This window comes from Methylobacterium sp. 1030, assembly GCF_040544715.1.
Classification (GTDB): Bacteria; Pseudomonadota; Alphaproteobacteria; order Rhizobiales; family Beijerinckiaceae; genus Methylobacterium.
Map to the genome: position 1 here is coordinate 40,792 of NZ_JBEPKM010000005.1, position 24,243 is coordinate 65,034.

Here is a 24,243-nt window from a genome sequence, read left to right on the forward strand (position 1 = left end):
GCCGCCCCGCGCCGTGCGGGGCCGAGCGGGACTTCTACCGGATCGGCACGGCGCAGGGCCAGCCCCGCCCGCGCGGCGTGCCCGGCCTCACGCCTTGCCGCGCCGCGCCTTCTCGGCCTGCAGCGCCGCGCGCTTCTCCCTGGCCCAGCCCGGCTTCACCGCCTGCCGGCCCCGGGCCACCGCCATGGCGTCCGTCGGCACGTCGTCGGTGATCACCGAGCCGGAGGCGACGTAGGCCCCCTCCCCCACCGAGACGGGGGCGACCAGGGCCGAGTTCGAGCCGATGAAGGCGCCCGCGCCGATCGTGGTCCGGTGCTTGAGCACGCCGTCGAAATTGCAGGTGATCGTGCCGGCGCCGATATTGGCCTTGGCGCCGACCTCCGCGTCGCCGAGATAGGTGAGGTGCGCGGCCTTGGCGCCGGCACCCATCCGGGCGTTCTTCAGCTCGACGAAATTGCCGAGCTCCGCGCCGGCCTCCAGCACGGCGTGGCCGCGCAGCCGCACGAACGGCCCGATCTTCACGCCCGCCTCCAGGCTGGTCTCGGTGAGATGCGCGAAGGCCCGCACGGTGCAGCCCTCCGCGACCCGCACGCCGGGGCCGAACACCACGTTGGGTTCCACGATCACGTCGCGCCCCAGCACCGTGTCGTGGCTGAGGAACACCGTCTCGGGGGCGATCAGCGTGGCGCCCCCCAGCATGGCGCTGCGGCGCAGCTGCGCCTGGATCGCGGCCTCCGCGACGCTGAGCTGCACCCGGTCGTTGACGCCCTGCGCCTCGGCCTCGTCCACCGGCACGACCGTGACGGGCAGCCCGTCGGCCACCGCCAGCGCCACCGCGTCGGGCAGGTAGTACTCGCCGGCGGCGTTGTCGTTGCCGATGCGGGCGAGCAGGGCCAGGGCGTGCCCTCCGGCGAGCGCCATCAGCCCGGCATTGCACAGGGTCACGGCCCGCTCGGCCGCGCTCGCGTCCTTCTCCTCGCGGATGGCGAGCACGCGGTCGCCCTCGGTCAGCACCCGCCCGTAGCCGGAGGGTGTCGCCGTCTCGAAGGCCAGCACGGCCACCGCGGCGCCGTCGGCCAGGGGCGCGCGGAGACGCAGGAAGGTGTCGGCCGAGACGAGCGGCGTGTCGCCGAAGGCGATCACCACGTCGTCGTCGGGGTCGGCCAGGATCTCCCGGGCGGCGAGCACCGCGTGGGCGGTACCGAGGCGCTCGGCCTGCGGGAAGACCCGGGCGCCGGGGGCCGCCCGCGCGATCTCGGCGGCGACGTCGTCGCGGCCGGGCTCGGCCACCACGGCGATCCGGCCCGCGCCCGCCGCCTGGACGGCGGCCAGGACGTGGCCGAGCATGCTGCGCCCGGCGATCCGGTGCAGCACCTTCGGCAGGTCCGAGCGCATCCGCGTGCCCTTCCCGGCCGCGAGCACGATGGCGGTGAGGCTGCGCGAGGGCGTTCCGGTCGGGGTCATCGCGGGTCCAGGCATCGATCGAGGGCCAAGACGGATGGGCCGGACGGGCGCCCGGCGCAACCCCGTCCGGGCCGATCAGCGCAGCGCCAGGGCGACGTGCTGGCCCGAGCCGTGGGCGAAGCGCTCCCGGCGGCGCTCGATCGAGCTCGGGATCCGCAGGGACTCCCGGTACTTCGCCACCGTGCGCCGGGCGATGTCGACGCCCTCCCCGCGCAGCTTCTGCACCAGGGCGTCGTCGGACAGCACGTCGTCCGGCGTCTCGCCGTCGACGAGCTGCTTGATGCGGTGGCGCACCGCCTCGGAGGAGTGTGCGGCGGCGCCGGCCGCCCCGGGGATCGCCGCGGTGAAGAAGTACTTCATCTCCAGGGTCCCGCGGCTCGTGCCGATGGCCTTGTTGGAGGTGACCCGCGAGACGGTCGATTCGTGCATGCCGATCGCCTCGGCCACGGTCTTGAGGTTCAGCGGCCGCAGGTGGGTGACGCCGTGGACGAAGAACCCGTCCTGCTGGCGGACGATCTCGGTGGCGACCTTCAGGATGGTGCGGGCGCGCTGCTCCAGCGAGCGGGTCAGCCAGTTGGCGTTCTGGAGGGCCTCCGACAGGAAGGCCTTGTCACCCTCCGCGGCGGCGTTGCGCGAGACGCGGGCGTAGTAGCTCTGGTTCACCAGGACCCGGGGCAGCGCCTCGCTGTTCAGCTCGACCAGCCAGGAGCCGTCCGGCGCGGCGCGCACGAACACGTCCGGGACCAGGACTTCGACGGCGCTCGACCCGAAGGCCCGGCCGGGCTTCGGATCCAGGCGGCGGATCTCGCCCAGCATGTCGACGAGGTCCTCGTCGTCGACGCCGCAGAGCCGGCGCAGGGCCGCGAAATCGCGCTTGGCCACGAGGTCCAGCCGCGAGACCAGCGCCTGCATCGCCGGGTCGAACCGGTCGCGCTCGCGCAGCTGGATCGCGAGGCACTCGGCGAGGTCGCGGGCCGCGATCCCGGGCGGGTCGAAGGTCTGGACCAGCGCCAGCATCCGGCCGACGAGGGCCGGGTCGGCGCCGAGCCGCTCGGCCACGCCCTCCACCGTCTCGCGCAGGTAGCCGGCCTCGTCGACGGCGTCGATCAGGAAGCCGCCGATCAACCGCTCGGCCGGCTCCCGGGTCGCGAGGTCGAGCTGGCCCGCGAGGTGCTCGCGCAGCGAGGTCTCGGCCGTGAGGGTCGCCTCGAAATCGGGCGCCTCGGCGTCGAAGCTGCCGCCGGTGCTGCCGTAGGGCGGGGGCGTCAGCGAGAGCATGTCGCCCCCGCCCGCCTCGCGCGCCTGGACGGGGCTCTCGTCGGGGAAGACGTTGTCGAGGCGCGTGTCGAAGTCGCTCTCGATCTCGCCGCGGCTCGGGTTGAGGTCGGCCGAGAGCCACGAGTCGGGCTCCGGCGCGTCGAAGCCGTCGGCCCCCGCCTCCTCGGCATGGCTGCCCGATTCGGCGGCGTCACCCGCGGCCGGCAGGTCCGGCTCGGCGCGCTCCAGCAGCGGGTTGCGTTCCAGCTCGGCCTCGACGTAGGCCGAGAGATCGAGGTGCGAGAGTTGGAGAAGCTTGATCGCCTGCAGGAGCTGCGGCGTCATCACCAGGGCCTGGCCCTGACGCACTTCCAGCCGTTGCACCAAACTCATGCGAGGCCCCGATGCCCTTCCGGCGCGGTTCGCCAGCCGGAGCCACGCTGCTCACGGCATGGTTCTTGCTTGCTCCGTCGCACTTTCTGTAACGCGATCCGACCCGCGCGTCAAAGCGCGACCGTGCACGCCGCTGTTGGCAAGTGCACGGCGCTGCGGGACGCGCAGCGTTCCAGTCACATCCCGATCCGCCGCCCGGCAGTCTGAGGGCAGATCTTAAAGGAAGGTTTGCGCAATCATCCGCGCGCATTTGCCAGGACATCCGAAATCCGCCGGCAAAGCTTTGTCTGGTTGCAGACGCTTCCCCCGCTAGATGCAATATCCGCTCGCTATTCCGTGTTGATCCGAGCATGGCTCGGGGGTGCGCCGCGGTTCCCGCACGAGAGCCGCTGCGCGGAGGTCGATTTCTGCGTACGCGTTTGCCGATGCCGCATCAGAACCGCCTTCTGGCCGCCCTATCCGAGGCGGACGGCGCACTGCTCGGGCCTCATCTGGAGGCGATCGACCTGCCCCTCGGCAAAGTGCTCGTCGAGCCGGCCGCCGCGATCCCGCACGCGGTCTTCATCGACACCGGCCTGTGCTCGGTGGTGTCGACTCTCGCCGAGGGCGGCCGGATCGAGGTCGGCCTGTTCGGACGCGACGGCATGGCCGCACCGGCGCTGCTGCTCGGAACCGACACGATCCCGTACCAGATTTTCATGCAGGTCGCAGGCCGAGGGCGCCGGATCTCCGTGCCGGCCCTGCGCGACGCCCTGAAATCCAGCCCGTCGATGCGCAACCTGCTGCTGCGCTACGTCCAGACCTTCCTGGTCCAGGTCGCCCAGACCGCGATCGCCAACGCGGGCGCGCCCGCCGAGGAGCGGCTCGCGCGGTGGCTCCTCATGTACCACGACCGGCAGGACGGCGACGACCTGTCGGTGACGCACGAGTTCCTGTCGATCATGCTCGGCGTGCGCCGCCCGACCGTCACGGTCGCGATCCACACTCTGGAGGGCGCCGGCCTGATCCGGGCCCGGCGCGGCCGGATCCGGGTCCTGAGCCGCACCCGCCTGGAGGAGGCCGCCGGCCAGACCTACGGCCCGGCCGAGGCCGAGTACGAGCGCCTGATCGGCCCGCTGCGGCGGCCTCAGAGCACGCTGGCGTAGGGGACTTCGGCCACCACCGCGCCGGCCTCGTCGGTGATGACGAAGGTGTCGGCGCGCCAGCCGCGCGGCGCGCCGTAGACGTGCGGCAGCCGGCGCATCTCGCGCAGGATGTCGCGAGCGAGGTGCTCGGCCGCCGTCCGATCGGGCAGATCGTCGCCCTCCCGATCGGCGATCAGCGTGCCGTGCCGCCGGACGTTGAGGAAGAAGCGGGGCAGGTGACATCCCCTTCGAGGATCGGCCAGCGGGGCCTTCGGGGCGCCCGCCGAAGACCGCGTGCCGCGCCATCGGGAACGGCGTCGCGGGCCTGAGCGGCGTGTCGGATCGGCGCGAACCACGCCGCGCGGGTTACCGGCCGCCGAGTGTCCGCCGAGACGGGCGGCCCGCGCAAGGGCAACCCGAGCGAGGGCAACCCGCGCGAGGGCGGCTGCGGCAGTTCGCGCACCGACGGGTACCGGGCCGACCGCGCCGGCCATATCGTACTTTCGTGCAGAGGGTTCGGGGCCGAATCAGTCCGGCCGCACGCGCGGCGTCTGTCCACACTCATACATTTTTCTGAGGGCGGGTGGATCGCGGCCCGCGCGGCCGCGTTCTTCGCGCGGTCGCCGCGGCGCGAGGATCCGGCGGCCCGTCGCGCGAGGCCGTGCGGCGCCCACACACAGGTTAACGACACCGCTCAGGTCGCGGCGCACGCTCCTCAGCTGGCCGTGAGGTTCTGCGCCATGCGCTACTTCACCGATTTCACCGACGACCGCGGCCTGTCCCTCGACGAGGAGGGGCTGCCCTTCGCCGATCGTCACGAGGCGTGCCTGTCGGCGACCGAGGCCCTGATCGAGGCCGTGCATGACCGGCTCCGCGTCCGGGCGGACCGACCGGCCCCCGGAGATGCCGGCCTGGTGCTGGAGGCGCGGGTCCGCGACGCGACCGGCAGCACGGTCTTCCGCGCCCGCCTCACCCTCGACCTGGACTGGCAGCCCTCCGACGGCTGAGCGCGGGCCCTACCAGCCGCAATTGGGGATCGGCGGCTGCGCTTTGGCCATGGCCGACTTCTCGATCGGCACCATCGCGCCCCAGGCGTATTTCTGGGCGTGGGGCGTGACGTTGGCGAAGAGGCAGCCGAGCTGGAAGTGGGTCGCGCCCATCTCGCCCGCGAAGCCCATGCAGTCCAGGAAGGTCCAGGTCTTCGGCACCGGGGTCATGGACCGCCAGCGCGGCATCGCCACGGGCGAGCAGACTTTGACCGCCCCGGTGCCGTCGTCGGCGTTGAGCGCGTCCCCCTGGCTCTGCGCCGCGGAGGGGGCGAGGCCGAGCAGGAGGATTGCCGCGAGAATCGCTCGGCCGGGGATCTGGGCGTGTCGGCTCATCGGGTCAGCGCATCGTCCACCACAGGGCCGCGAGGATCGCGAAGCCGAGAACGTTGTAGAGGATCGCCCAGATCCAGACACCCAGGACGGCGCGGCTCGGCTGCCGCGGTCGCGACCGGCCGGGGCGCAGGCGGTTCCGGTCCTCCGGAGTCGGCCAGATCGCCGCCCGGGGCGCCTTGAGGAGCCGCGTCAGCACCTCCGGGAGGTGCGGGCCGGGCGGTGTCTCGCCGGTCATGGCGGTCTCCGATGCGACGATGGGCGGGTCCGGGGCGGAACCGCCCGGAGCCGGACCGGTTCGGGCGACGGGCCGTCCGGCGACGACCGCCGCTCACAGTACCGTGCTGGGTGCCTGCGGGTAGTATTGGTAGGCCCAGGTCTCCGAGAGCAGCCTCTCCCCGGACTTCAGCTGCAGACGCATCTCCACCGGATCCGGACCCTCGGCGTAGACCTTGAGAAAGACCCGCCAGGGGCTCGGCTTGCCGTAGGGCGCCCAGGTGGCGCCGACTTCCTCCACGCTGCCGCGCGACAGGGTGAGCGCGACCGTGGCCTTCTCGGGATCGAGGCCCGACAGGGCCGCGCCCTCGAATTCCAGCACGAACTGCCGCACGAGGTTGGCCCGGCCCGGGCGTCTGTCGGCATCCGCGAGCCACGCGGCCTTGGTGGCCCGGGTCGCGACGCACCGGGCGAGGTCGGTGGCGACCGGCTCCTTGACGGTCCAGCGCAGCCGGTAGGCGAAGCTGCGGTCCGACCCGGCCTGCGGCGCGTCGTCCGGCACCCAGAGAGCGACGATGTTGTCGTCGGTCTCCTGATGGGTCGGGATCTCCACGAGCTGGACGCTGCCGCGGCCCCAGTCGCCCTGCGGCTCGACCCAGATGTCGGGACGGTTCTCCTCGAAGCCGTCGTCGATGTAGTTCTCGTAGGCGCGGTCGCGCTGGAGCAGGCCGAAGCCCTTCGGCGACCGGTCGGCGAAGGCGCTGACGCTGAGGCGGGGCGGGTTGTTGAGCGGCCGCCAGATCAGCTCGTCGGCGCCGGTCTGCATCAGCAGCCCGTCGGAATCGTGCACCTCGGGCCGCCAGTCGCTCGCGAGGAAGCGGCTCATGCCCTCCGAGTACCACAGCATCGAGGTCAGGGGCGCCATGCCGAACCGCTCGACCGCCTTGCGCATGTAGACCGTGCAGGCGACGTCGATGACGACGTGCGGCTCCTTCCGGGCGACGAACCGGTAGGCGCCGGTGAGGCTCCGGCCCTCGAGGAGCGCCAGCACGGTCACGGCGCCGTCCGCGGCCGGGCTGACGTAGAAGCGCGTGAAGACCGGGAATTCCTCGGTCTTCCCGGGCCCGGGCGCCGTGTCGATCGCGATGCCCCGGGCCGAGGCCCCGTACTGGGCTCCGTCCCCGGCGGCGCGGAAGTACGACGCGCCCAGGAAGGCCAGCCAGTCGCCGTCGTCGCCCGGCTGCCCGGCGGGCGCCTTCTGGAACCGGAACCCCGCGAAGCCCGCCCCGTCCGGAACGTCCTTGGCCGGGTTGCCCGGCGGGTAGGTGAACAGGTCGTGGCTGTAGAGCACCTCGCGGGCCTGCCCGCCCTCCAGGGCGTAGACCTTCACGGGATGGCGGAAGAAGTTGCCGAGGTGGAAGAAGGTCACCGGGTACGGGCTGTCGGCGAACAGGGCGTGGCCCGGCGGGTAGCGGATCTCCTGGAGCGGCCCGTAGGTCAGGGCGTCGAGGGCCGCCGAGGCGGGCGCCTCCGGGGGCGGCGCGTAGGGCCGGTCCCGCAGCGTCCGGGCGAGATCCTTCAGCCGGTCGAGGTCCATGGGCTCGGGCGGTGCGAGGCGCGGCCCGCCTCCGGCGGCCCGGGCGAGGCCGGGATACGGCGCGAGGGCGAGGAGCCCGATGGCGGTCAGGACGCGGCGCGTGATCAAGCTGGAACCCCCGGATTCGGTCGGGCCTCGCGACCCGCGCCGCCCTCTAGCCACGCCGGCGCGGCGGCGCAATTTCCCGGCCGCGGCTCAGCTCCGCGGACCGCAGTTGCCGGTGCTGCCGTCGGTCGTCCAGAGGTTGGCGCCGCCCCCCGGCGGGCACTGCCCCGGCAGCGCCAGGGTGATCAGCTTCGCGAAGGTGTTGGCCTCGTCCTCGCCGTAGCCGATCTCGCCGACCATGCGGCCGGTCCTGTCGAACAGCGCCACGGTGGCGGAATGCTCCATCGTGTAGTCGCCGTCCTTGGTCGGCACGCGCTTGTAGGCGACGTGGTAGGCGTCGGCCATGCGGGCGACCTGCTGCGGCGTGCCGACGAAGCCGCGGATCCGCGGATCGAACGAGGCCAGGTACGCCCGCAGGGTGTCGGGCGTGTCCCGCTCCGGGTCGAGGGTGACGAAGACGACGTTGAGGCGATCCGCGTCGCGGCCCATCCGGCCGAGGGCCGACGCCAGGGTCGCGAGCGTGGTCGGGCAGACGTCCGGGCAGTGGGTGAAGCCGAAGAACAGGACGGACGGCTTGCCGCGGAGATCGGCCTGGGTCACCGGGCGGCCGTCGAGATCCGCCATCGTGAACGGGCCGCCGACCTTCCGGGAATGGCTGAACCGCGATCCCTGCTGGAGGACGATCGCCCCGGTGCCGGTAGCGATCACGGCGACGAGGGCGGCGGAGGCGATGAGGGCGAGAGGGCTCGGTGCCATGCTGTGACCTGCGACGGCGCGTCGGGGTGGCCGGTATCGATGCCGCCAATATGGGGTCCGTGTCGACAGGCGTGAGGCCGCGGCCTCCCGTGCGGGGCCGGACCTGGAGAGGCGACGACGTCAGGAACACGCCTGGGAGCGGCCGGTTGGCCAGGGTACGGGCGCTCGCGCCATCCGGCGCCGGGACACTCGGGCCGCGGGCCCGACCGTCCCCTCCGCGACCGTGCACGGGAGCCGCCCCAGATGGCCCAGCAGATCCCCGTCGACCCGCAGGCCCGGGCCGACGATCCCCGCCGCGACGCCGAGCGGGACGACGCCACCCACGCCATCGCCGATGACGTCGCCTATCAGCGCCACGTCCTGGTCAACGTCGTGTTCGTGGGGCCCCCCGGCGCGGGCGACCGGGGTTGGGTCCTGATCGACGCCGGCGTGATGGGCGCGAAGCGCGGGATCGAGGCCGCGGCCCGGGCCCGCTTCGGCGAAGGCGCCCGGCCGGCCGCGATCGTCCTGACCCATGGCCATTTCGACCATGTCGGCGTCCTGGAGGACCTCGCGGAGGACTGGGACGTCCCGGTCTACGTGCACGCCCTGGAGCGGCCCTATCTCGACGGCAGCGCCGCCTACCCGACGCCGGATCCGAGCGTCGGCGGCGGGCTCCTCGGCCGCCTGTCGCCGCTGTTCCCGACGAGCCCGGTCGACGTCTCAGGGCGGCTCCGCCTCCTGCCGGAGGACGGTTCGGTGCCGCCCCTGCCCGGCTGGCGCTGGATCCACACGCCCGGCCACGCGCCGGGCCACGTCTCGCTCTGGCGCGAATCCGACCGGACGCTGATCGCGGGCGACGCCTTCATCACCACGGCGCAGGAATCCGCCTACGCGGTCGCGACGCAGGCGCCGGAGTTGCACGGGCCGCCGATGTACCTGACGATCGACTGGCCGGCGGCGCGCGCGTCGGTGCGGGCGCTCGCCGCGCTCGCCCCGGAGCGGGTTATCACCGGACACGGCCGGCCGCTCCAGGGCGCCGAGATGCGCCGCGCCCTCGACGCCCTGGCGGCGGACTTCGACCGGGTCGCGGTGCCGGAGACGGGCCGGTTCGTGGAGCACCCGCTCGGGGCCGCCGACGGCTCCGCCTACAGGGCGCCGCGCTGACCGACGTGATGCGGCCGCGCGGGCGGAATCCCGCGCCTCACGAGGCCCGCGCGAGATCCTGGAACGGGGCCGGGGATCGCACGGCGGCGAGCACGCCGTCCATCTCGGCCTTCGGCATGGCGTGGCCGAACAGGTAGCCCTGGCCGAAATGGCAGCCCTGTTCGGAGAGCCAGTCGAGGCTGGCGTCGGTCTCGATCCCCTCGGCGGTGGTGGAGAGGCCGAGGCTCGCCCCGAGCTTGATGATGGCGTCGACGAGCTTCGCCCGCTCGTCGCTCATCGTGATGGCGTCGACGTAGCTGCGGTCGATCTTCAGCTTGTCGAACTTCAGTTCGCGCAGGTGGTACAGGCTGGAATAGCCGGTTCCGAAATCGTCCAGCGCGATGCGCACGCCGAGTTCGCGCAGCGACAGCAGGGTCGTCCGGGTCGCCTCCAGGTCCTGGATCAGGGCGCTCTCGGTGATCTCGACCTCCAGGCGCTGCGGCGGGAAGCCGGTCTCGGTCAGGATCCCGAGGATGCGCTGGGCGAGCCACGCGTCCTGGAACTGCTGCGGGGCGATGTTCACCGCGAGGATCAGGTGCGGCGGCCAGGCCCGGGCATCCAGGCAGGCGCGGCGGATCAGGCTGTAGCTGAGATCCGCGATCATCCCGGTCTCCTCGGCCACCGGGATGAACTCGCTCGGGCCCACCACCCCGCGCGTCGGGTGGCGCCAGCGCGCCAGGACCTCGACCCCGACGATCTCCTTCTCGGGGAGCGACACCACCGGCTGGTAGAAGGGCTCGATCGCGCCCGTCTCGATGGCGAGGCGAAGTTCCGTCTCCATGCGGGCGCGGGCGCGCAGCTCCGCGTCCATGGCGCTGCGGAAGAAGCGGACATTGCCGCGCCCGTCCTTCTTGCCCTGGTACATGGCGAGGTCGGCCGCGTGCAGGATCGCGTCGGCGTCCCCGTGCTCGGCCGACACCGCGGCGACGCCGACTGTGGCCCCGACCTTCAGGTCGTTCTGGCTCCACGTCACCGGCTCGGCGATGCGCGCGATGACCGCCTGGGCGAGGCGCCGCAGCGCCTCGCTCTCGTAGCGGAGCGGGACCAGCATGGCGAACTCGTCGCCGCCCAGACGGGCCGCCAGGCCGCCCGACGGCACGAGCTGCTGCAGACGCTCGGCCACGGCGCACAGGACCGCATTCCCGGCCGCGTGGCCGTAGAGGTCGTTGACCGGCTTGAACCGGTCGAGGTCGATGAGGAGCACCGCCGCGTCCGCGGCGCCCGGCGCGTGCGCCCGTTCCACGGCGTCGATGAAGCGGCGGCGGTTCGCCAGACCGGTCAGCCCGTCGTGCCGGGCGATCGCCTCGGCCTGCGCGGCGGCGGCGGCGCGCTCGAGCATGAGCCGCCGGAGGATGATCGATTTGCGGATGCTGGCGCCCCACTGCGCCACGCCCATGCAGGCGGCGAGCAGCAGCAGGTCCGTGAGGTTGTAGGTGGCGACGACGCTGTTCAGATACGCGAAGGTCCCGAGCGTGACGCCGACGAACCAGATCCCGACGCCGATCACGAGGAGGCACAGGGTCTCGTACAGCTCGCCGCGGCCCCAGGCTCTCGACGTCTCGATCGGCATGGTCAGGACCCGGTTTCCAACGTCAGAGCGAAGCATGCCGTCCGCTCACGCGCTGTAGATCAGCTCCGGACGCGGCAGCTTCTCTACATCTTTACGGGTCTTTGTCTTGGTTTAATTTGGATTAAATCGCGCCGCCACGCTGCGCGCGGCTCGGGGGCGCCGGTATGTTCCGTCGCGGTAAGAGATGGACAGGGCCGCGCCGTCACGCCTCGTCGACGGCGTCCGGACGCTGCGCGGCCGAGCGGCTCTCCTGGAGGGTGGCGGCGGCCTTGACGATCGACAGGATCCCGCCGCGGGTCGTCTCGTCGGTGATGCTGGTGAAGGCCAGGACGAGTTCCATGACCTTCGGATCCTCGAACAGGGCCGCGGGTCCGACGCGTCCGCCGCCGTTGTCCCGCGGATCCGCGAAGAACGTGTCCACCGGCACCCTCAGCAGGTCGGCGATGGCCTGAAGACGCCCTGCGCCGATGCGGTTGCGCCCCTTCTCGTACTTCTGAACCTGCTGGAAGCTGACGCCGATGGCCTGACCGAGATCGGTCTGGCTCAGGCCCTGTGCCACGCGGAGCGCCGCGATGCGGCCGCCGATCGAGCGATCGGTCTCGGTGGCGGACTTGGGCTTCGGGGAGGACGACATCGAACGGAAACCTTCAGCATGCGGGATGAGTGGCACTTACCCAGAGTCGCGGAAAAAAACACAACCGAAAACTGCTTAGCGCACCAATAAGTTGCGCAATTCCTAGTTGCACTGGACGCATGGCTTGGCTGTTGGTTGTACGCCCAGGGACGGTGAAACCGCAATGGTCAACTGTATCCGTCACGCAGCGCACAGACGGTTTCCCTCCTGCGCCTGTCTTCGCCGGCTACGGCAGCCTCTCAGTCGCCGTGCGCGACGATACATCGGAGATCGGTCGAAGGGGTGGTAAAGTACCGAGGCCTCCGATCGTCGTGGCGGACGGTGACGGATATGTGATGCGGCCGGCATTGTGATGGGACTGCGGCCGCGGGTCTCCATCAAGACATCGGCGATGCAATTCACCGGCGCGAATGTCGCGGCCGGTGGGACACACACCCCTGTTTCCGACATCGGGCCGCGTCTATCGCCGGCCTAAACACTTTAAGTCCCGGTCGAGAAAATCTATGAAATGATGTATTCACCGGCCAGGCTCGACGGTAGAGTCGGTCTCCCATCACAGCGCCCTCGTCGATGACCGACCTTCTCGTCACCCTCCAGGAGCCAGCCGAACCCGCCGGGCAGGCCGGGCCGGGATCCGAGACGTCGGCCCTGCGCGCGCATATCGCGCGGATTCTGCGCAGGCTGCCTCCCGCCAAGGCGACGAAGACGACCTGACCTCGACCGCCGGGAACGGCGCCGCGACCTGCCCGGACGGATCATCCGCTCGGGACGGGCGCCCGGTCCGGACGCCCCTCCTAGGCGACGGCCTCCAGCGGCTGCGGCCGGGCGCGGACGCGATCGAGGATGTCGAGGGTGCGGATGCTGTCCGCGAGCGGCATGATCGGGCTCTCGCGGGCGCCGGCGAGCAGGCAGCGATGCACCTCGTCGATCTGATGCCGCAGCCCGAACCCGAGGTACGGCGTCGGGATCAGCGCGACGCGGCGGAAGTCCAGCGGCTGCAGGAGGCGTTTCGCGAAGGCCAGTCGGTCGACGGCCTGGCGGCGCGGCGGGGCACGGTCGGCGGGCGCCGGCGCGGCGGCGGTGCGCACGCGCGTGAGGAAGGGCGGGCACAGGAACTGCCGGTGCAGGTGGATGCGGCCGCGCGTGCCGACGATCACGGCGGCGTTGTCGGCCTCTCCGGTCGAGCCGCAGCTCAGGGTCGCGGTCCTGGCGTTCCAGCCGAGCGCGAGCGCGGCCTGCTGCGCCGCCGCACCGCCCCGATCGAGGCCGACGCCCGAGACCTCCGTGGGTGCGCCGAACAGGTGGAGCGCCAGCGACACGGGGTAGACCCCGAGATCGAGGATCACCCCGCCTTCGGCCGGATCGTCCGTCCGTCCGGGCGGGTTCAACGCGCGGGGGAAGAACAGGCGGGCGTCGAGATGCAGGGGATCGCCGATCTCTCCCGCCTCCAGCATCGCCTTAGCCCGCACGACGCCGGGCGTGAAGCGCATCCACATCGCTTCCATGCAGAAGACGCCCTTCCGCCGCGCCGCCTCCGCGATGCGCCGCGCCTGCCCGCCCGAGAGCGCGATCGGCTTCTCGATCAGGACCGACTTGCCGGCCTCGATGCAGGCCAGCGCGCTGTCCATGTGGTCGCTGTTGGGCGTGGCGATGTAGACGACGTCGATATCCGGCCGCGCGGCCAGGGCCTCGACGCCGGCGACGGCGGCCGGCGCGCCGGACGCCTGAGAGAAGGCCGCGGCGAAGGCCTGGGCGCTCCCCGTGCTCCGCGCCCCGACGGCTGTGAGGCGCGCGTCCGGCCGCCCGAGAAGGTCGCTGACGAAGCGCTGGGCGATGACCCCGGTGCCGAGGACGCCCCACGAGACGGTCTGTGCCATGGCTAGAACCTGGATCTCAGCTGGATCACGGCGCCGCCGCCGGCATTCTGCATGGCGAGCGCGATCTCGGTGATGTGCAGCACGAACCGCGCCGGGAGCGGCGCCGGAACGCCCGCCCGGATCGCCGCGGCCTGGGCCGCGGGTCCGCGGGCGAAATCCATCTGCGACGGGTAGCTGGGCAGCTTGCCCCCGAAGCGGGGAGTCGGCAGCTTCCGACCGAGGAAGATCCGCCCGGGCAGGTAGCGCTGGATCCGGTGCAGCAGCCGGCCGAGCCGCCCGGGCGCCTCGCCGCTCGGCGAACGGAGATAGACCGGGCCCTGGCTGGCCCACGAATCGGTCACGGTCAGGACGCCCCGGTCGCCGATGATGTGCAGGGAGCGGTCCTGCGGCGCGACGAGGCCGCAGGTGATCCGCGCGACGACGCCGGATCGGAACTCCAGGCACGCTGTCGAGAAGTCGTTGGCGACCGAGTCCGGGGGCTGGCCGGTGCCCTTGTCTGGGTACAGGCGCGACGCGAAGGCAGTCATGCGCTCGACCGGGCCGAACATCAGGCTCATCCAGGTCAGGTAGTAGCCGGCGTGCTCCAGGGTGCAGCCGACCCGGTACTCGTCCTCGGCCGGCCAGGGGGCGCCGGTCACGCTCCGCCATTCATGCACCGGCTCCTGGAACACCGGCCCGTCCTCCAACTCGGCGTAGACGAGCCGGACCGACCCGACCTGGCCGGACGCGACGGCCTCCCGCACGGTCGCGCCCGCCTCGCCCAGGATGCTCGCGGGCGCGCCGCTCAGCGAGAGGCCCTTCGCCTCGGCGAGTTCCACCAGCGCTTCGGCCTGGGCGTACTCCATGGCGAGCGGCTTCTCGGAGTAGACGTGCTTGCCGGCCTCCAGGGCGGCCTTGGTCACGACGTAGTGACTGTGCGGGTTGGTCAGATTCAGGATGAGGCCGATCTCCGGCTCGGCGAGCAGGGCCTCGAGGCTGTCGAAGGCGCGGGCGTTGTAGTGACGGCAGAAGACGGCGCGCCGCTCCGGGTCCCGGTCGTAGACGCCGGCGAGGCGCAGTTCGGGGTGGTTCACGAGGGTCGTCATGTAGAAGTCGGCGACGTAACCGCAGCCGACGATCCCGATCTGCATCTCTGTCCCTGAAGGTCATCCGCACCGGATTCGGGTCGTAGCGGCAGCGCTCCGTTCCGCGCCTTCATCCATTGGGCGTAGGATCGACGCGCCGAGAGCTCAGCGACGCTCTCCGGCGCCCGAATTCGGCGCCCATGTCTCGGCAGTACACGGCGCTCGGGCCGCAGGCGCTGACGCTATTCGGTCGAACGCGCGTTTAACGCTCCGTTTACCGTACGGTCCGACAGTTCGGGTGCAACCGGAGCCCCGTGGACAGCCATGCTCGATGTCGCCTTCTGGTGGTGTGTGGCCGTGGCTTTGACCGGATCGGTCGGCCTCGTCGGCCTGGCCATCGTCGCCGGCCGGAGCGGCCGCTCGCAGCCGCGCGGCCTCAAGCTTACCCGGACCGAGCCCCTCGTGCTCCGTCACTTCGGGCGCGCGTAGGTCGGCATTCGACCGGCACCGGCCGAGTATCCGGCGTCTCAGATCTTTAAGTTCGCGGTCGGGTCGGGTTCCCGCCGGGAAGATCCGTCGTGCCCAGGTCGCGCGAGGATCCCTGACCCTCAACCGGTTCACCCCGGTCGACGTAGCCGTCGGGCACCACCGCCTGGGATCCCTTCGATGGAAGGCGGGTCGGGATCGGGCCGGTCGCGGTCACCGGAACGGACGTAACCGAGGTCGTCGACGGCAGGATCGCGTGCCTCCGGGTGCCGCTCGACCCGCCGACCGGTCGGGCTTGCCACGGTGCGACATCACCGTTTCCGCGGGTTCGATCTCAGGTGAGCCGCTTCCCTTCGCGGCGCCGGACGCTGCCGGTGTCACGTCAGGGACAGCGATCGAGGTCTGGCCGCCTCACGATCTCACCCGGAGCACGATCTTGCCTCCGAGCCGACCCTCCTCGGAGCGCGCGTGGGCGCTGGCGACCTCGTCGAGGGGAAACTCCAGGCCGACTCGCGGCACCACGAGGCCGCGCTCGAGGAGGCGCGTCACGGCGTCGAGCTTGCGGCCGTCCTGGCGCGAGAAGACGAAGTGGTAGGTGGCGTTCCGGCCCCAAGCGTCGATGAGGTTCTGAGGCGTCGCGGTGTCGACCAGGGTGACGACGCGCCCGTCCTCGCGGAGGATGCGCGGGGAGCGCGCGAGCGTGTCGCGGCCGATCGTGTCCAGGACGACGTCGACGCCCCTGCCCTCGGTCAGGCGATCGACGGCGTCTACATAGTCCTCGCGCTCGAAATCGATGACGGCGGAGGCGCCGAGCCGCTCGACGCGCGCCACGTCGCTGCCGCGCGCCGTCGCCAGGACCCGTGCCCCGATGGCCTTCGCGACCTGGACGGCGATCGCCCCGACGCCCCCGGCACCGCCGTGGACGAGGACGGTCTCTGTGACCTGCAATCGGGCCCGCTCGACCAGCCCTTCCCAGACGGTCACGCCGACGAGGCTGACGCTCGCGGCCTCGGAATGGGTGAGGTTGACCGGCTTGCGCGCGACGATGCCGGCATCCGCGACGTGGTACTCAGCGTACGATCCCGGACCGCCGAAGATCCGCGGCGTGTAATAGACCTCATCCCCCGCGCGGAACTCGGTCACGTCGGATCCGACCTGGTCGACGACGCCGGACACGTCGTGCCCGATGATGGCCGGCAGCGCGACCTGAGCGGCGTAGTCGCCGCGGCGGATCTGGCCGTCGAGCGGGTTGATCGACGTGGCATGCACGGCCACGCGGACCTGCCGGGGTCCCGGCCGAGGGTCTGGCAGCTCCCGGAGCTCGAAGCTGTCCGGCCCCCCGAACTTCGTCAACACCATCGCCTTCAAGAGAGCCTCCCGTCCTGACCGGCCAACCTTGTGTCAGCCGGGCTGCGGGATGACGAACGCGTTCTCCTCACGAGGCCGATGAGCTACGTTCAGCCATGACGATGCGGAGATCGCTTCCTCCCCTCGCGGCGCTCCGGGCCTTCGAGGCGGCCGGGCGCCGCCTGAGCTTCCGCGCTGCCGCCGACGAGCTGGGTGTCACGGCGACCGCCATCAGTCATCAGATCCGGCTTCTCGAGCAGACCCTGGGGCTGCGTCTCTTCCACCGCGAGACGCGCCGGGTCCGGCTGACCGCCGAGGGCACCGTTCTCCTGCCCGTGCTGCGCGACGGTTTCGACGCGTTCGCCCGAGCCATCGATGAGATCCGCGGCCGGCACGCGGCCGGCGTTCTCACGCTCTCGGCCCCGACCGCCTTCGTGGCGAAGTGGCTCGTGCCCCGGCTCGCCGACTTCCGGGCCGCGCATCCCGGTTGCGATCTGCGACTGCACGCGTCCGACAGCCTGGTCGACTTCGCCCGCGACGGCGTGGACGTCGCCGTCCGATACGGGCCCGGTCCCTATCCCGGCCTCGACGCGCACAGGCTGGTGGTCGACCGGGTCGCACCCGCTTGCAGTCCGCGTCTCGCCATTCGATCCGAGAGCGATCTGGCCCGCCACCCCCTGCTGCACTTCGAGTGGCCCGACCTGACCGACGAGACGCCGACCTGGCCGGCCTGGCTGCGGAAGGCCGGGATCACCGATATCGATGGCGGTGCGGGCATCCGCTTCAGCGACGAAGGTCACGTCATCCAGGCCGCGATCGCCGGTCAGGGCATAGCGCTGGTCTCGGTCGTACTGACCGCCGACGACCTAGCGAGCGGCACGCTGACTCAACCCTTCGGCCCCGTCCTCGACGCGCACCCCTACTGGGTCGTCCACCCGCGACATCCGGCCCAGGCGGGACGCGTCGGGGTGCTGATCGACTGGCTGCGCAACGCAGCCATCCGGTGACGCAGGACCATGTGGCGAGGTCTGTATGACGGTTCGCGAGCGGCCATCCGTCGGCGGTTCGGAAATCTTTGTTCGGGGCGGGACCCGGCATCTCGACCATGAGGTGGCGACCGTCCGAAGCGTTGGCCCAAACTCCCTGCTCGATCGCAGTGCTCGTCGTGGAGCGTAATTTTTGCCGATCGCCGGTAAATCTCGGCGTCATAGCAAGCCTAAACCCAGTGTCCGGTAAAACCGAAGCTTAAGTCAGAATGACAGGCGATGCTGTGTCGTAAAGGCGTGGATGAAGACGTTCGACGGGACCTGTTGCAAGCCCGCCAAGGCGGTCAACGACGAAGGAGTGCGAATCTGAGATCTTTCGCGATCGATCGCCATCGTGGACGGCCGTTGTGAACCGCCCGATAGGTTCCACCGGCGACACGTGCCGACAGGCCCTGGAGTGCCTCCAGGCGCGTCTCAGTTCGATAGATCGCTTCGCGCTTCTCGAGCTGGTCAAGCGCGCTGCGAAAGAAAGCGGCCGCCCTTGCCCGATCGAAGAGTGGAAAATGCTCAGCCGTCGCTTCCGGAAGCCGCTCGACGATATCGATCATGGCGGTCGTGGCTTCCCTGTAGGGATCCAAGCCCCCAGCTACCGTCCTCCGACCCGCGCTCCGCTCGCGCTCACCGTTTCCGAACAGATTATGGGCGTGCTGCCGATAGCGGACCAGGGGTACATCGATCTCGACGGTCTGACCGACGACTTGCGCCAGGAACATTACCCAACGGTCGTGAGCGATCATCTCGCTGGGGACAATGAAATCGATAAAACGGTCATCGACATCCCACAGATCCAAGAGTTCTCGTCGAAAGACGATCGAAAATCCGAAGAACGTCAACCACGGATCGTAGGTGAGCGGTTTTCTGAGGCCGGTACGATGAATGCCTTGCCGAAAGACGCCAAGCTCGCGATTGTTGGAGTCGATAGTGATGGCCGTATGGGCGATCATCGAGACGCTGCGATCGTCCAGATAGGGTGAGCAAAACTCGATCTTCTTCGTGTCCCAGATATCGTCCTGATCGCAGAAGGCGACGAATTTTCCACGCGCCAACCGAGCGGCTCTCAAGAAATTGCTTCGAAAGCCGAGCGCGGGCACGTTCTCATGGATTTTGAACTCGGTTGCGCTGCCGCAAGAGAGATTTCGGACAATTTCTAGCGTGTCATCCGTAGATGCATCGTCGGAAACGATGATCTCAAGAGGATGTACTGTTTGCCCGACGAGAGTTTCAAGCTGTTCGCGGATAAATCTCGATCCGTTATGCGTGGCAAGAACAACAGAAACACCATGTTCATATCGCATGATGATGTCCTGACGAAACGGATTGCTATCTTCTGCGGTCGGAGCAACAATCAGACCATCTCTCGGTCACGGGTGGCCTCTCGAGTTCTTGCTATCGGGTGAGCGCGTATTCATTTGGGGCCACAGTCTTAATCGAACGGATTTGGATGAAAATAAATAAACGTAGCTGTGGCGGCCGAAGCAGATATTCTGCTCCCTTCTTCCGGTAAGATGCCGACCAAGAACGTCTTTCTTAAACTCGAGAGTGGCGCTTTGCGCCGACGCGGAGGCTGTTGATTTATCATCTTAGTCGTCGGTACTGTCTATAGCCTTCGCCACAAAAAGCAAGAGCGCTAATGAAGTTCTTGTTCTGCACGTTCCGATCATTGACCTGTACCCGCCGGGGGCCGGAAGGGATATCGACGCGGCCGGATGACGGCGTGCGCTCCGACAGATCCGCGACGCCGAAGCTGACCGGCGGGAATCCACGCCACGTTGCCGATTCGCAAGCTACCCAACCCAGGCGTTCGGAGAGCGGTCGTTGCCTGCCGAAAGCCGCCACTTATCGATCGTCCAGCAACCTCGGATTGAAGGCGCGGTTGGCATTCCACTAAGGAATCCCATTCGCCCCGTGGTCTCGGTAGCCGGATCGAGCGAGAAGGCGATCATGATAGGCCGAGACGGCGGGATAGCTCGGGCGCTCCATTGGCGTCATGCGCCAACGGTTTACGGACAAGCCGAGTACGACATCCGCCAACGTGAAGGCTCCTCCGGTCACATAAGCTCCGGTTGAGGAGAGACGGTGGTCAAGGATCCCCATATTCGCGTTCCAGGCCTCGACCCCCGCCACTATCCGGTCTGGATCGGCGTAGGCCGGATCACGACGAACGAGGCCGAGGAAAGCCGTCCGCCAAGACGCGTTCAACTCGGTCGCTTGCCAGTCCATCCATTGTTCAACCAGAGCGCGTCCACGCGGGTCAGCAGGGAGCAGATCCGTCCGAGCGGCGCTCGCAGCGAGGTAGCGGCAGATCGTATTTGACTCCCACAAGGCACCTGCCGCGTCTTCAATCACGGGCACGAGGCCGTTCGGGTTGCGAGCCAGAAATTCCGGGGTATCCGTTGCTTGGAAGCCGCTGCCGTAGTCCTGGCGATCGTAATCCAATCCGATCTCGGCACAGGTCCAAAGCACCTTGCGAACATTGATCGAGCTGGCCTTGCCGAGAATGCGGATCATGGGAGCGGGTTAGCCAACGCTGGAATGATGAAGAGATGACCACAGAGGGCGTGGTTGCATCTTCCACCCGCGGAGTTAACCGCCCTTGTCTCAAGTGCGCAAAGCGGATGCAGCGAGCGACCTCGAGAGGATCTCGAGCGATGTCCACGGCTACGCCCGCTTCGATGCGTCCACAATCCAGATGCGGTCGGGCAGGGAACCATTCATCTGAGACGTTGGGGAGAGCCATGCGCGGCGGCAGAAGCTGGCCGAAAGATGCCGGTCTGCTCCGGAGTGAAACTGCAGGAAAAGCCGACACCTCCTGTTGCGCGTCGTCAGAACACCGCGTGGTCGCCGCGCTCGGCGACCGCCTCGCCACGGACCACGCGCGCATAGTAGTCGAAGAGCGTCTCCGATCCCGTCGAGGGAGTGGCCTGGGCATCGTATCGCCCCGTCGCCGGGTCCAGGACGAGCATGGACTCCGTCGCGTAGTAGCGCCCGATCCGCGCGAGTTCGGCCTTGGCGGCCAGGGCCGGCACCCATCGGCCCATCGTCGTCAGAACGGCGACGATCGCGTCCAGCAGCACGACCGGAATGTGCGTGAAGCGCGGTTCGCGCCCCAGAAGGGCGAAGAGCCGCTCGCCCTGCGCGCGCGGCGTGATCGCCTCGCCCGGGCCGCCGATCGGCAGAACGCGATTGCGGCGGTCCCCATCGTCGAGGCAGTCCGCGAGATAGCGGCCAAGGTCGTCGTCGCTGATCGGCTTGCAGGCCGTCAAGGTCCCGTCCCCGAACACCAGAAATGGCTTGCCGCGTTTCACGCGTTCGATCTGTCCCGAGAGCGATTTGAAGAAGGCGGTGGGCCGAACGATCGTGTAGTCGAGCCCCGATGCGATCAGCTCTGCCTCGAAGGCGCGCTTGGCGTGCTGAAAAGCGAGGATCGGCTTCTGGACGCAGATCGCCGACAGAAGCACGACATGCGTGACGCCGGCCGTCAGACCCGCGTGCAAGGCCTCGACCTGCGCGCCGTAATCGATCGCCCAGGCATCGTCGGGCAGCCCCGTGCGCGAGGCGAGGCACGACACCAGGGCGTCGAAGCGTTCGCCGCGGACACCGTCGCGCGCCAGCGACACCGTGTCGGTCAGATCCACGATGCGCGCGGTAGCGCCTGACGGGATCGCGGTTTCGGCAGGGCGCCTGACGAGGCAGACGACCTCGTGGCCGCGCGAGACCAGTGCCCGAACCGTTGCCCGGCCGATTGTGCCGGTCGCTCCCAGGAAGAGGACACGGCGCGGCCTCACACCGTCCGGTCGATCCGCTTTCATGATCGCTTCATCACGACGTTCAACCATCCTAGCGCGACGGCGGCGCTTGCGCTGCCCCGTCGAACGGCGAAAGCGAAGATACGACGGGATCCGCAGAATGATCCGCGTCAATCTTGACGTTCAGCTGCGCGAGACCGCCTGTCCAGTGTCGACCCTTGGCCTGAGGTGGCTTCCGCTCTCCACCCCAAGCCGTCGCGAAACCGGACGGTGCGCACCCTGTAAGTGCGCAACCGGCAGTTCGCTCACTTGCGTCGCGCAACGCGGGGTGCGCAACGCGAACTTGCCGGCGCCCTCCCTGACGAGCCCGCGCTACGCCGCAGGAAGGTGGCGGGTGGGTTCGGCACGCGCCAGCGGGGCAGTTCCAGCGCGCCTTCGAGGAACCGTCGGCCGCGGACAGGACGCCGGCGCAGGCCGGGAGCGGGGTGGCGAAGAAGGCCGAGAATCTGGCCAAGCGGATGCCGGACGCCGGATGCCGGGCGCAGCGGCGCAGAAGGTGGTGGCCGGCGGTGAGACCGGCGAGGCGGAGAGCGTCACGATTTCCGGACAGTGGGGTGCAGATCCCCGACGACGTCGCCGACAGCCTGCAGGGCTGATCGTTAGCCGCGCCCCTTGGCCGCGAACCCCAGACCGGCCGTCTCGAGAACGGTCTCTTCGTCTCGCGATCGGCTTCGAGCCGGTCAACGCGAGGGCGATTCGAACGGCACCACCGTGGCCATAGGCTGAACGATTCCGGTCGTCGCTACACTGACCGGTCGACCAAATGTCTGTGCCCAACTCAACTGAATGACGCTGATTCTTTCTTGTCCGACAGATCGTCTCCGAGATATCTCACTACGTCGACGTTTAGAGAAGCCGATCCAGCGCACGACCGGATGCGCGCACTTGTCGCGTGAACCAAGCGATTGCCCGATTTGATACCGAACGCGGGTCGAGCACTTGCACTTTTGTCTCACGATACACATGGAATGCGGCTCCCTCCGGCAGCAGTGAGGGGCCACTGCAGAATTCAGCCGGACGAGCTGGATCTATATTTCGACACGATGATCCTCGATGTCGGCCAGATGATAATTCAGTAATAATTTACCTATCGATGATGATATAACATTGTCTGCTTGAGCTGAAATCGCAGCCAATGCGCGGGCATGCAACTAAATAACGTTCCCGCGGTGATACATTCGAGCGCGAATGGTGGTCTCGCACAGGCGAAATGCTCGACGGTCCCGCGACGAACTCTCCATTTCTGGACCAGCGAGACGCCTGCTCCGATCAGTCACCCTCGGGGTGCACCGGGATGCGCACCGCCGTTGCTGCCCCCCTCGATAGCGCTGTCGCCGAGGGAACAGGCTGCGGGTGAGGTCAGGCTGACCGGTTTTTATCGCTGCGGGCTGATCCCAGCGTTTGCCGATCGGCCGCGTTTCGGTCACCGACGGCGACACCGGGGTGATCTGCCGGACCCGCATCCGCCGTCGGACTGGAAGCGTGCCGAGTGCGCCAGTGGCGTCGAGACCGGCCGGAAATGGAGAAGCCCGTGGCGCCCACGGCAGCGCTCACGCGGGCTGTCTGCGCGATCGAGGGCGACATCCCGCGCAAGGGCGACGAGATCGACCAGCTTCCCGGAAGCAGGGACTACGACCGGACCATGATCGACACGGGCTCCGGCGAGCGCTTACTCTGCCGCGAGGTCGAGGCCGCGGGCTGGCGAGCGGCGCGCGGGTGATGGACGCGCCCGTCCCTGAACTTCCCTCGACATGAACCGTTCCTGTGCCACAGCAATCGCAGGGACGACTTCATGACTCGCACGCTCGCGGCGCTCGCAGGAGCCTTGTCCATCGCCCTGGCCGCGCCGGTCTCAGCGCAAACGGTGACAGGCGGCGCTGGAAACACCGGGGTCGCCCCGCCGGCGACAACCGGAGGTGCCGGCCCGGGTGCCCGGGATCTTGGACCGAGCCCGGTCACCCGTGGAAATGAGGCCAACCCGAGCAACTCGTCGATCCCGGGCACGACGCCGGGCGTCAACATTGGCGGCACCCCCACGAGTGGGCCGCCCGGCACTGGCGGCACGTCGGGCGGCCCGTCCCTCGGTCGGTAAGTCCGCTCGGCCCCGCCCCGATCTGCTCACGGGGCGGGGGAGCGCCTGATCTCACCAGCGTGTGAGCCGAGCCGATACGCAACGCGGCCCGGCGGCAGGTTCGCGGCCGGCGGTTACCGGGCGGTATCCCGTGCACCGAAAGCAAGTTTTAAGATTACCGTTCTATATGTCTGACATCGCATTGCGTTCCGATGTTGACCATGACCCTCGCGCTGTTGGCCGTCCTGATTGCCGGGGCGCTGTGTCTCGGAATGATCTCCGCGTTCCTGCCGTTTCAGCGTCCGCGCGAGGAGATCGAGTTGGCAGAGTTCACCGACGACGAATTCTTCGACATCGGCGGCCCGATCATCGATTTGCAGGCGACGCGCTAAGGGCGCTCGACACGGACTCGCCATTCATCGGTCGGCGGGGCATCGAGAGGCGCGCCACGGCGCGCCGGGCAGGTCAAAGCGAGAGGTGCTTCGTGGACCCCCAGCCATTCACCATCGACACCGAGGCCCAGGCTCAGACGTACCTGACCGATCTCCTCAACAATCCGAAGAACCGGTCGATGAGCGAGATCGCGAGGCACTGCGCCCTGCGGGTCCGCAACCCGAAGATCAAGGCGTTCTTTTTGACCGAGGGCGCGAAGATGCTCGCCGAGATGAAAGCCTAGAGGCGAGACAGGAAAGCTCCGACCGGCGAACCGGATGGCCCGTCCGGATTCGAGCCCCGGCGGGCGTGCAGCGGCAGCGAGAACGTCCCGCGCGGCGGTGCCGTCGGGGCTGAAGGCGGTAGCCTCGAGGGCATGCCGAGGCCCGGTCGACGCGTGGGCAGGCGGGACGGTTTAAGCCTCCGACGAGGAC

24 protein-coding genes and 1 pseudogene are annotated in these 24,243 nt (G+C 69.3%); 9 read left to right on the forward strand and 16 right to left on the reverse strand.

Annotated elements, in window-relative coordinates; genetic code table 11:
• Positions 1 to 87: 87 nt before the first annotated feature.
• Positions 88 to 1,464 (reverse strand): bifunctional UDP-N-acetylglucosamine diphosphorylase/glucosamine-1-phosphate N-acetyltransferase GlmU, encoded by a 1,377-nt coding sequence (gene glmU, locus ABIC30_RS08205; protein WP_354454663.1) that lies wholly within the window; start codon positions 1,462 to 1,464, stop codon positions 88 to 90.
• Positions 1,465 to 1,539: 75 nt separating this feature from the next.
• Entirely contained in the window at positions 1,540 to 3,114 is a 1,575-nt protein-coding gene (gene rpoN, locus ABIC30_RS08210; RefSeq protein ID WP_091927410.1) for an RNA polymerase factor sigma-54, read from the reverse strand.
• A 425-nt stretch (positions 3,115 to 3,539) separates the two neighbouring features.
• Here rpoN and ABIC30_RS08215 point away from each other — a divergent pair, with 425 nt between their 5' ends.
• Complete coding sequence (locus ABIC30_RS08215) at positions 3,540 to 4,259, forward strand: Crp/Fnr family transcriptional regulator (RefSeq protein ID WP_020095047.1); 720 nt, start codon at positions 3,540 to 3,542, stop codon at positions 4,257 to 4,259.
• Here ABIC30_RS08215 and ABIC30_RS08220 read toward each other — a convergent pair.
• The gene (locus ABIC30_RS08220) at positions 4,241 to 4,732 is read right to left on the reverse strand and encodes a DUF6894 family protein (protein WP_181049218.1); all 492 of its coding nucleotides are present in this window, start codon (positions 4,730 to 4,732) and stop codon (positions 4,241 to 4,243) included. The genes ABIC30_RS08215 and ABIC30_RS08220 overlap by 19 nt on opposite strands.
• 246 nt (positions 4,733 to 4,978) lie before the next feature.
• Between ABIC30_RS08220 and ABIC30_RS08225 the strand changes: the two genes are divergently transcribed.
• Positions 4,979 to 5,245 (forward strand): DUF6894 family protein, encoded by a 267-nt coding sequence (locus ABIC30_RS08225; protein WP_020095045.1) that lies wholly within the window; start codon positions 4,979 to 4,981, stop codon positions 5,243 to 5,245.
• Between the two features lie 9 nt (positions 5,246 to 5,254).
• Here the strand turns inward: ABIC30_RS08225 and ABIC30_RS08230 are convergent, their stop codons facing one another.
• The 4 genes from ABIC30_RS08230 to ABIC30_RS08245 all read right to left on the reverse strand — a co-directional run bounded on the left by ABIC30_RS08230 (position 5,255) and on the right by ABIC30_RS08245 (position 8,291).
• Positions 5,255 to 5,620 carry a hypothetical protein gene (locus ABIC30_RS08230; protein WP_020095044.1) on the reverse strand — a complete coding sequence of 122 codons (366 nt, stop codon included), beginning with the start codon at positions 5,618 to 5,620 and terminating at the stop codon, positions 5,255 to 5,257.
• 4 nt (positions 5,621 to 5,624) lie between these two features.
• Positions 5,625 to 5,855 (reverse strand): hypothetical protein, encoded by a 231-nt coding sequence (locus tag ABIC30_RS08235; RefSeq protein WP_091976355.1) that lies wholly within the window; start codon positions 5,853 to 5,855, stop codon positions 5,625 to 5,627.
• A 93-nt stretch (positions 5,856 to 5,948) separates the two neighbouring features.
• A complete protein-coding gene (locus tag ABIC30_RS08240) occupies positions 5,949 to 7,538 on the reverse strand; it encodes an OpgD/OpgG family glucan biosynthesis protein (protein WP_020095042.1) in 1,590 nt (529 codons plus the stop codon).
• An 87-nt stretch (positions 7,539 to 7,625) separates the two neighbouring features.
• Positions 7,626 to 8,291, reverse strand: coding sequence for an SCO family protein (locus tag ABIC30_RS08245; protein ID WP_020095041.1), 666 nt, complete (start codon positions 8,289 to 8,291; stop codon positions 7,626 to 7,628).
• 243 nt (positions 8,292 to 8,534) lie between these two features.
• Between ABIC30_RS08245 and ABIC30_RS08250 the strand changes: the two genes are divergently transcribed.
• A complete protein-coding gene (locus ABIC30_RS08250; protein ID WP_020095040.1) occupies positions 8,535 to 9,437 on the forward strand; it encodes an MBL fold metallo-hydrolase in 903 nt (300 codons plus the stop codon).
• Positions 9,438 to 9,474: 37 nt separating this feature from the next.
• Here ABIC30_RS08250 and ABIC30_RS08255 read toward each other — a convergent pair whose 3' ends face one another.
• Together ABIC30_RS08255 and ABIC30_RS08260 are read right to left on the reverse strand one after the other, a co-directional pair.
• Positions 9,475 to 11,082: a putative bifunctional diguanylate cyclase/phosphodiesterase gene (locus ABIC30_RS08255; protein WP_106735940.1), complete on the reverse strand. Its 1,608-nt coding sequence runs from the start codon at positions 11,080 to 11,082 to the stop codon at positions 9,475 to 9,477.
• Positions 11,083 to 11,248: 166 nt separating this feature from the next.
• A complete protein-coding gene (locus tag ABIC30_RS08260; RefSeq protein WP_020095038.1) occupies positions 11,249 to 11,680 on the reverse strand; it encodes a helix-turn-helix domain-containing protein in 432 nt (143 codons plus the stop codon).
• A 570-nt stretch (positions 11,681 to 12,250) separates the two neighbouring features.
• On the opposite strand from ABIC30_RS08260, the gene ABIC30_RS08265 reads away from it, so the two are divergent.
• Entirely contained in the window at positions 12,251 to 12,394 is a 144-nt protein-coding gene (locus tag ABIC30_RS08265) for a hypothetical protein (RefSeq protein WP_020095037.1), read from the forward strand.
• An 80-nt stretch (positions 12,395 to 12,474) separates the two neighbouring features.
• Here the strand turns inward: ABIC30_RS08265 and ABIC30_RS08270 are convergent, their stop codons facing one another.
• Positions 12,475 to 13,557: a Gfo/Idh/MocA family protein gene (locus ABIC30_RS08270; protein ID WP_020095036.1), complete on the reverse strand. Its 1,083-nt coding sequence runs from the start codon at positions 13,555 to 13,557 to the stop codon at positions 12,475 to 12,477.
• A 2-nt stretch (positions 13,558 to 13,559) separates the two neighbouring features.
• Positions 13,560 to 14,687 carry a Gfo/Idh/MocA family protein gene (locus tag ABIC30_RS08275; RefSeq protein WP_020095035.1) on the reverse strand — a complete coding sequence of 376 codons (1,128 nt, stop codon included), beginning with the start codon at positions 14,685 to 14,687 and terminating at the stop codon, positions 13,560 to 13,562.
• A 258-nt stretch (positions 14,688 to 14,945) separates the two neighbouring features.
• Here ABIC30_RS08275 and ABIC30_RS08280 point away from each other — a divergent pair, with 258 nt between their 5' ends.
• Positions 14,946 to 15,110 (forward strand): hypothetical protein, encoded by a 165-nt coding sequence (locus tag ABIC30_RS08280; RefSeq protein WP_020095034.1) that lies wholly within the window; start codon positions 14,946 to 14,948, stop codon positions 15,108 to 15,110.
• A 408-nt stretch (positions 15,111 to 15,518) separates the two neighbouring features.
• Here ABIC30_RS08280 and ABIC30_RS08285 read toward each other — a convergent pair whose 3' ends face one another.
• On the reverse strand, positions 15,519 to 16,475 hold the full coding sequence (locus ABIC30_RS08285; protein WP_020095033.1) for a zinc-dependent alcohol dehydrogenase family protein: 957 nt from the start codon (positions 16,473 to 16,475) through the stop codon (positions 15,519 to 15,521).
• 95 nt (positions 16,476 to 16,570) lie between these two features.
• Here ABIC30_RS08285 and gcvA point away from each other — a divergent pair, with 95 nt between their 5' ends.
• Positions 16,571 to 17,461 carry a transcriptional regulator GcvA gene (gene gcvA, locus ABIC30_RS08290; protein WP_020095032.1) on the forward strand — a complete coding sequence of 297 codons (891 nt, stop codon included), beginning with the start codon at positions 16,571 to 16,573 and terminating at the stop codon, positions 17,459 to 17,461.
• A gap of 323 nt (positions 17,462 to 17,784) precedes the next feature.
• Here the strand turns inward: gcvA and ABIC30_RS08295 are convergent, their stop codons facing one another.
• The 4 genes and pseudogenes from ABIC30_RS08295 to ABIC30_RS08310 form a co-directional block, all read right to left on the reverse strand.
• Positions 17,785 to 18,795 carry a glycosyltransferase gene (locus ABIC30_RS08295; protein WP_354454671.1) on the reverse strand — a complete coding sequence of 337 codons (1,011 nt, stop codon included), beginning with the start codon at positions 18,793 to 18,795 and terminating at the stop codon, positions 17,785 to 17,787.
• Positions 18,796 to 19,384: 589 nt separating this feature from the next.
• Positions 19,385 to 20,008, reverse strand: coding sequence for a glutathione S-transferase family protein (locus ABIC30_RS08300; RefSeq protein ID WP_081636526.1), 624 nt, complete (start codon positions 20,006 to 20,008; stop codon positions 19,385 to 19,387).
• Between the two features lie 314 nt (positions 20,009 to 20,322).
• On the reverse strand, positions 20,323 to 21,309 hold the full coding sequence (locus tag ABIC30_RS08305; protein ID WP_026605224.1) for an NAD(P)H-binding protein: 987 nt from the start codon (positions 21,307 to 21,309) through the stop codon (positions 20,323 to 20,325).
• A 296-nt stretch (positions 21,310 to 21,605) separates the two neighbouring features.
• A pseudogene (locus tag ABIC30_RS08310) lies at positions 21,606 to 21,718 on the reverse strand (LexA family protein); the annotation flags it as partial.
• A 1,119-nt stretch (positions 21,719 to 22,837) separates the two neighbouring features.
• Here ABIC30_RS08310 and ABIC30_RS08320 point away from each other — a divergent pair.
• From ABIC30_RS08320 to ABIC30_RS08330, 3 genes are all read left to right on the forward strand, one after another.
• Positions 22,838 to 23,026: a nuclease gene (locus ABIC30_RS08320; protein ID WP_234082745.1), complete on the forward strand. Its 189-nt coding sequence runs from the start codon at positions 22,838 to 22,840 to the stop codon at positions 23,024 to 23,026.
• A 572-nt stretch (positions 23,027 to 23,598) separates the two neighbouring features.
• The gene (locus ABIC30_RS08325; protein WP_170855082.1) at positions 23,599 to 23,769 is read left to right on the forward strand and encodes a hypothetical protein; all 171 of its coding nucleotides are present in this window, start codon (positions 23,599 to 23,601) and stop codon (positions 23,767 to 23,769) included.
• Between the two features lie 92 nt (positions 23,770 to 23,861).
• On the forward strand, positions 23,862 to 24,053 hold the full coding sequence (locus ABIC30_RS08330; RefSeq protein WP_020095026.1) for a hypothetical protein: 192 nt from the start codon (positions 23,862 to 23,864) through the stop codon (positions 24,051 to 24,053).
• The last annotated feature ends 190 nt before the right edge of the window (positions 24,054 to 24,243 follow it).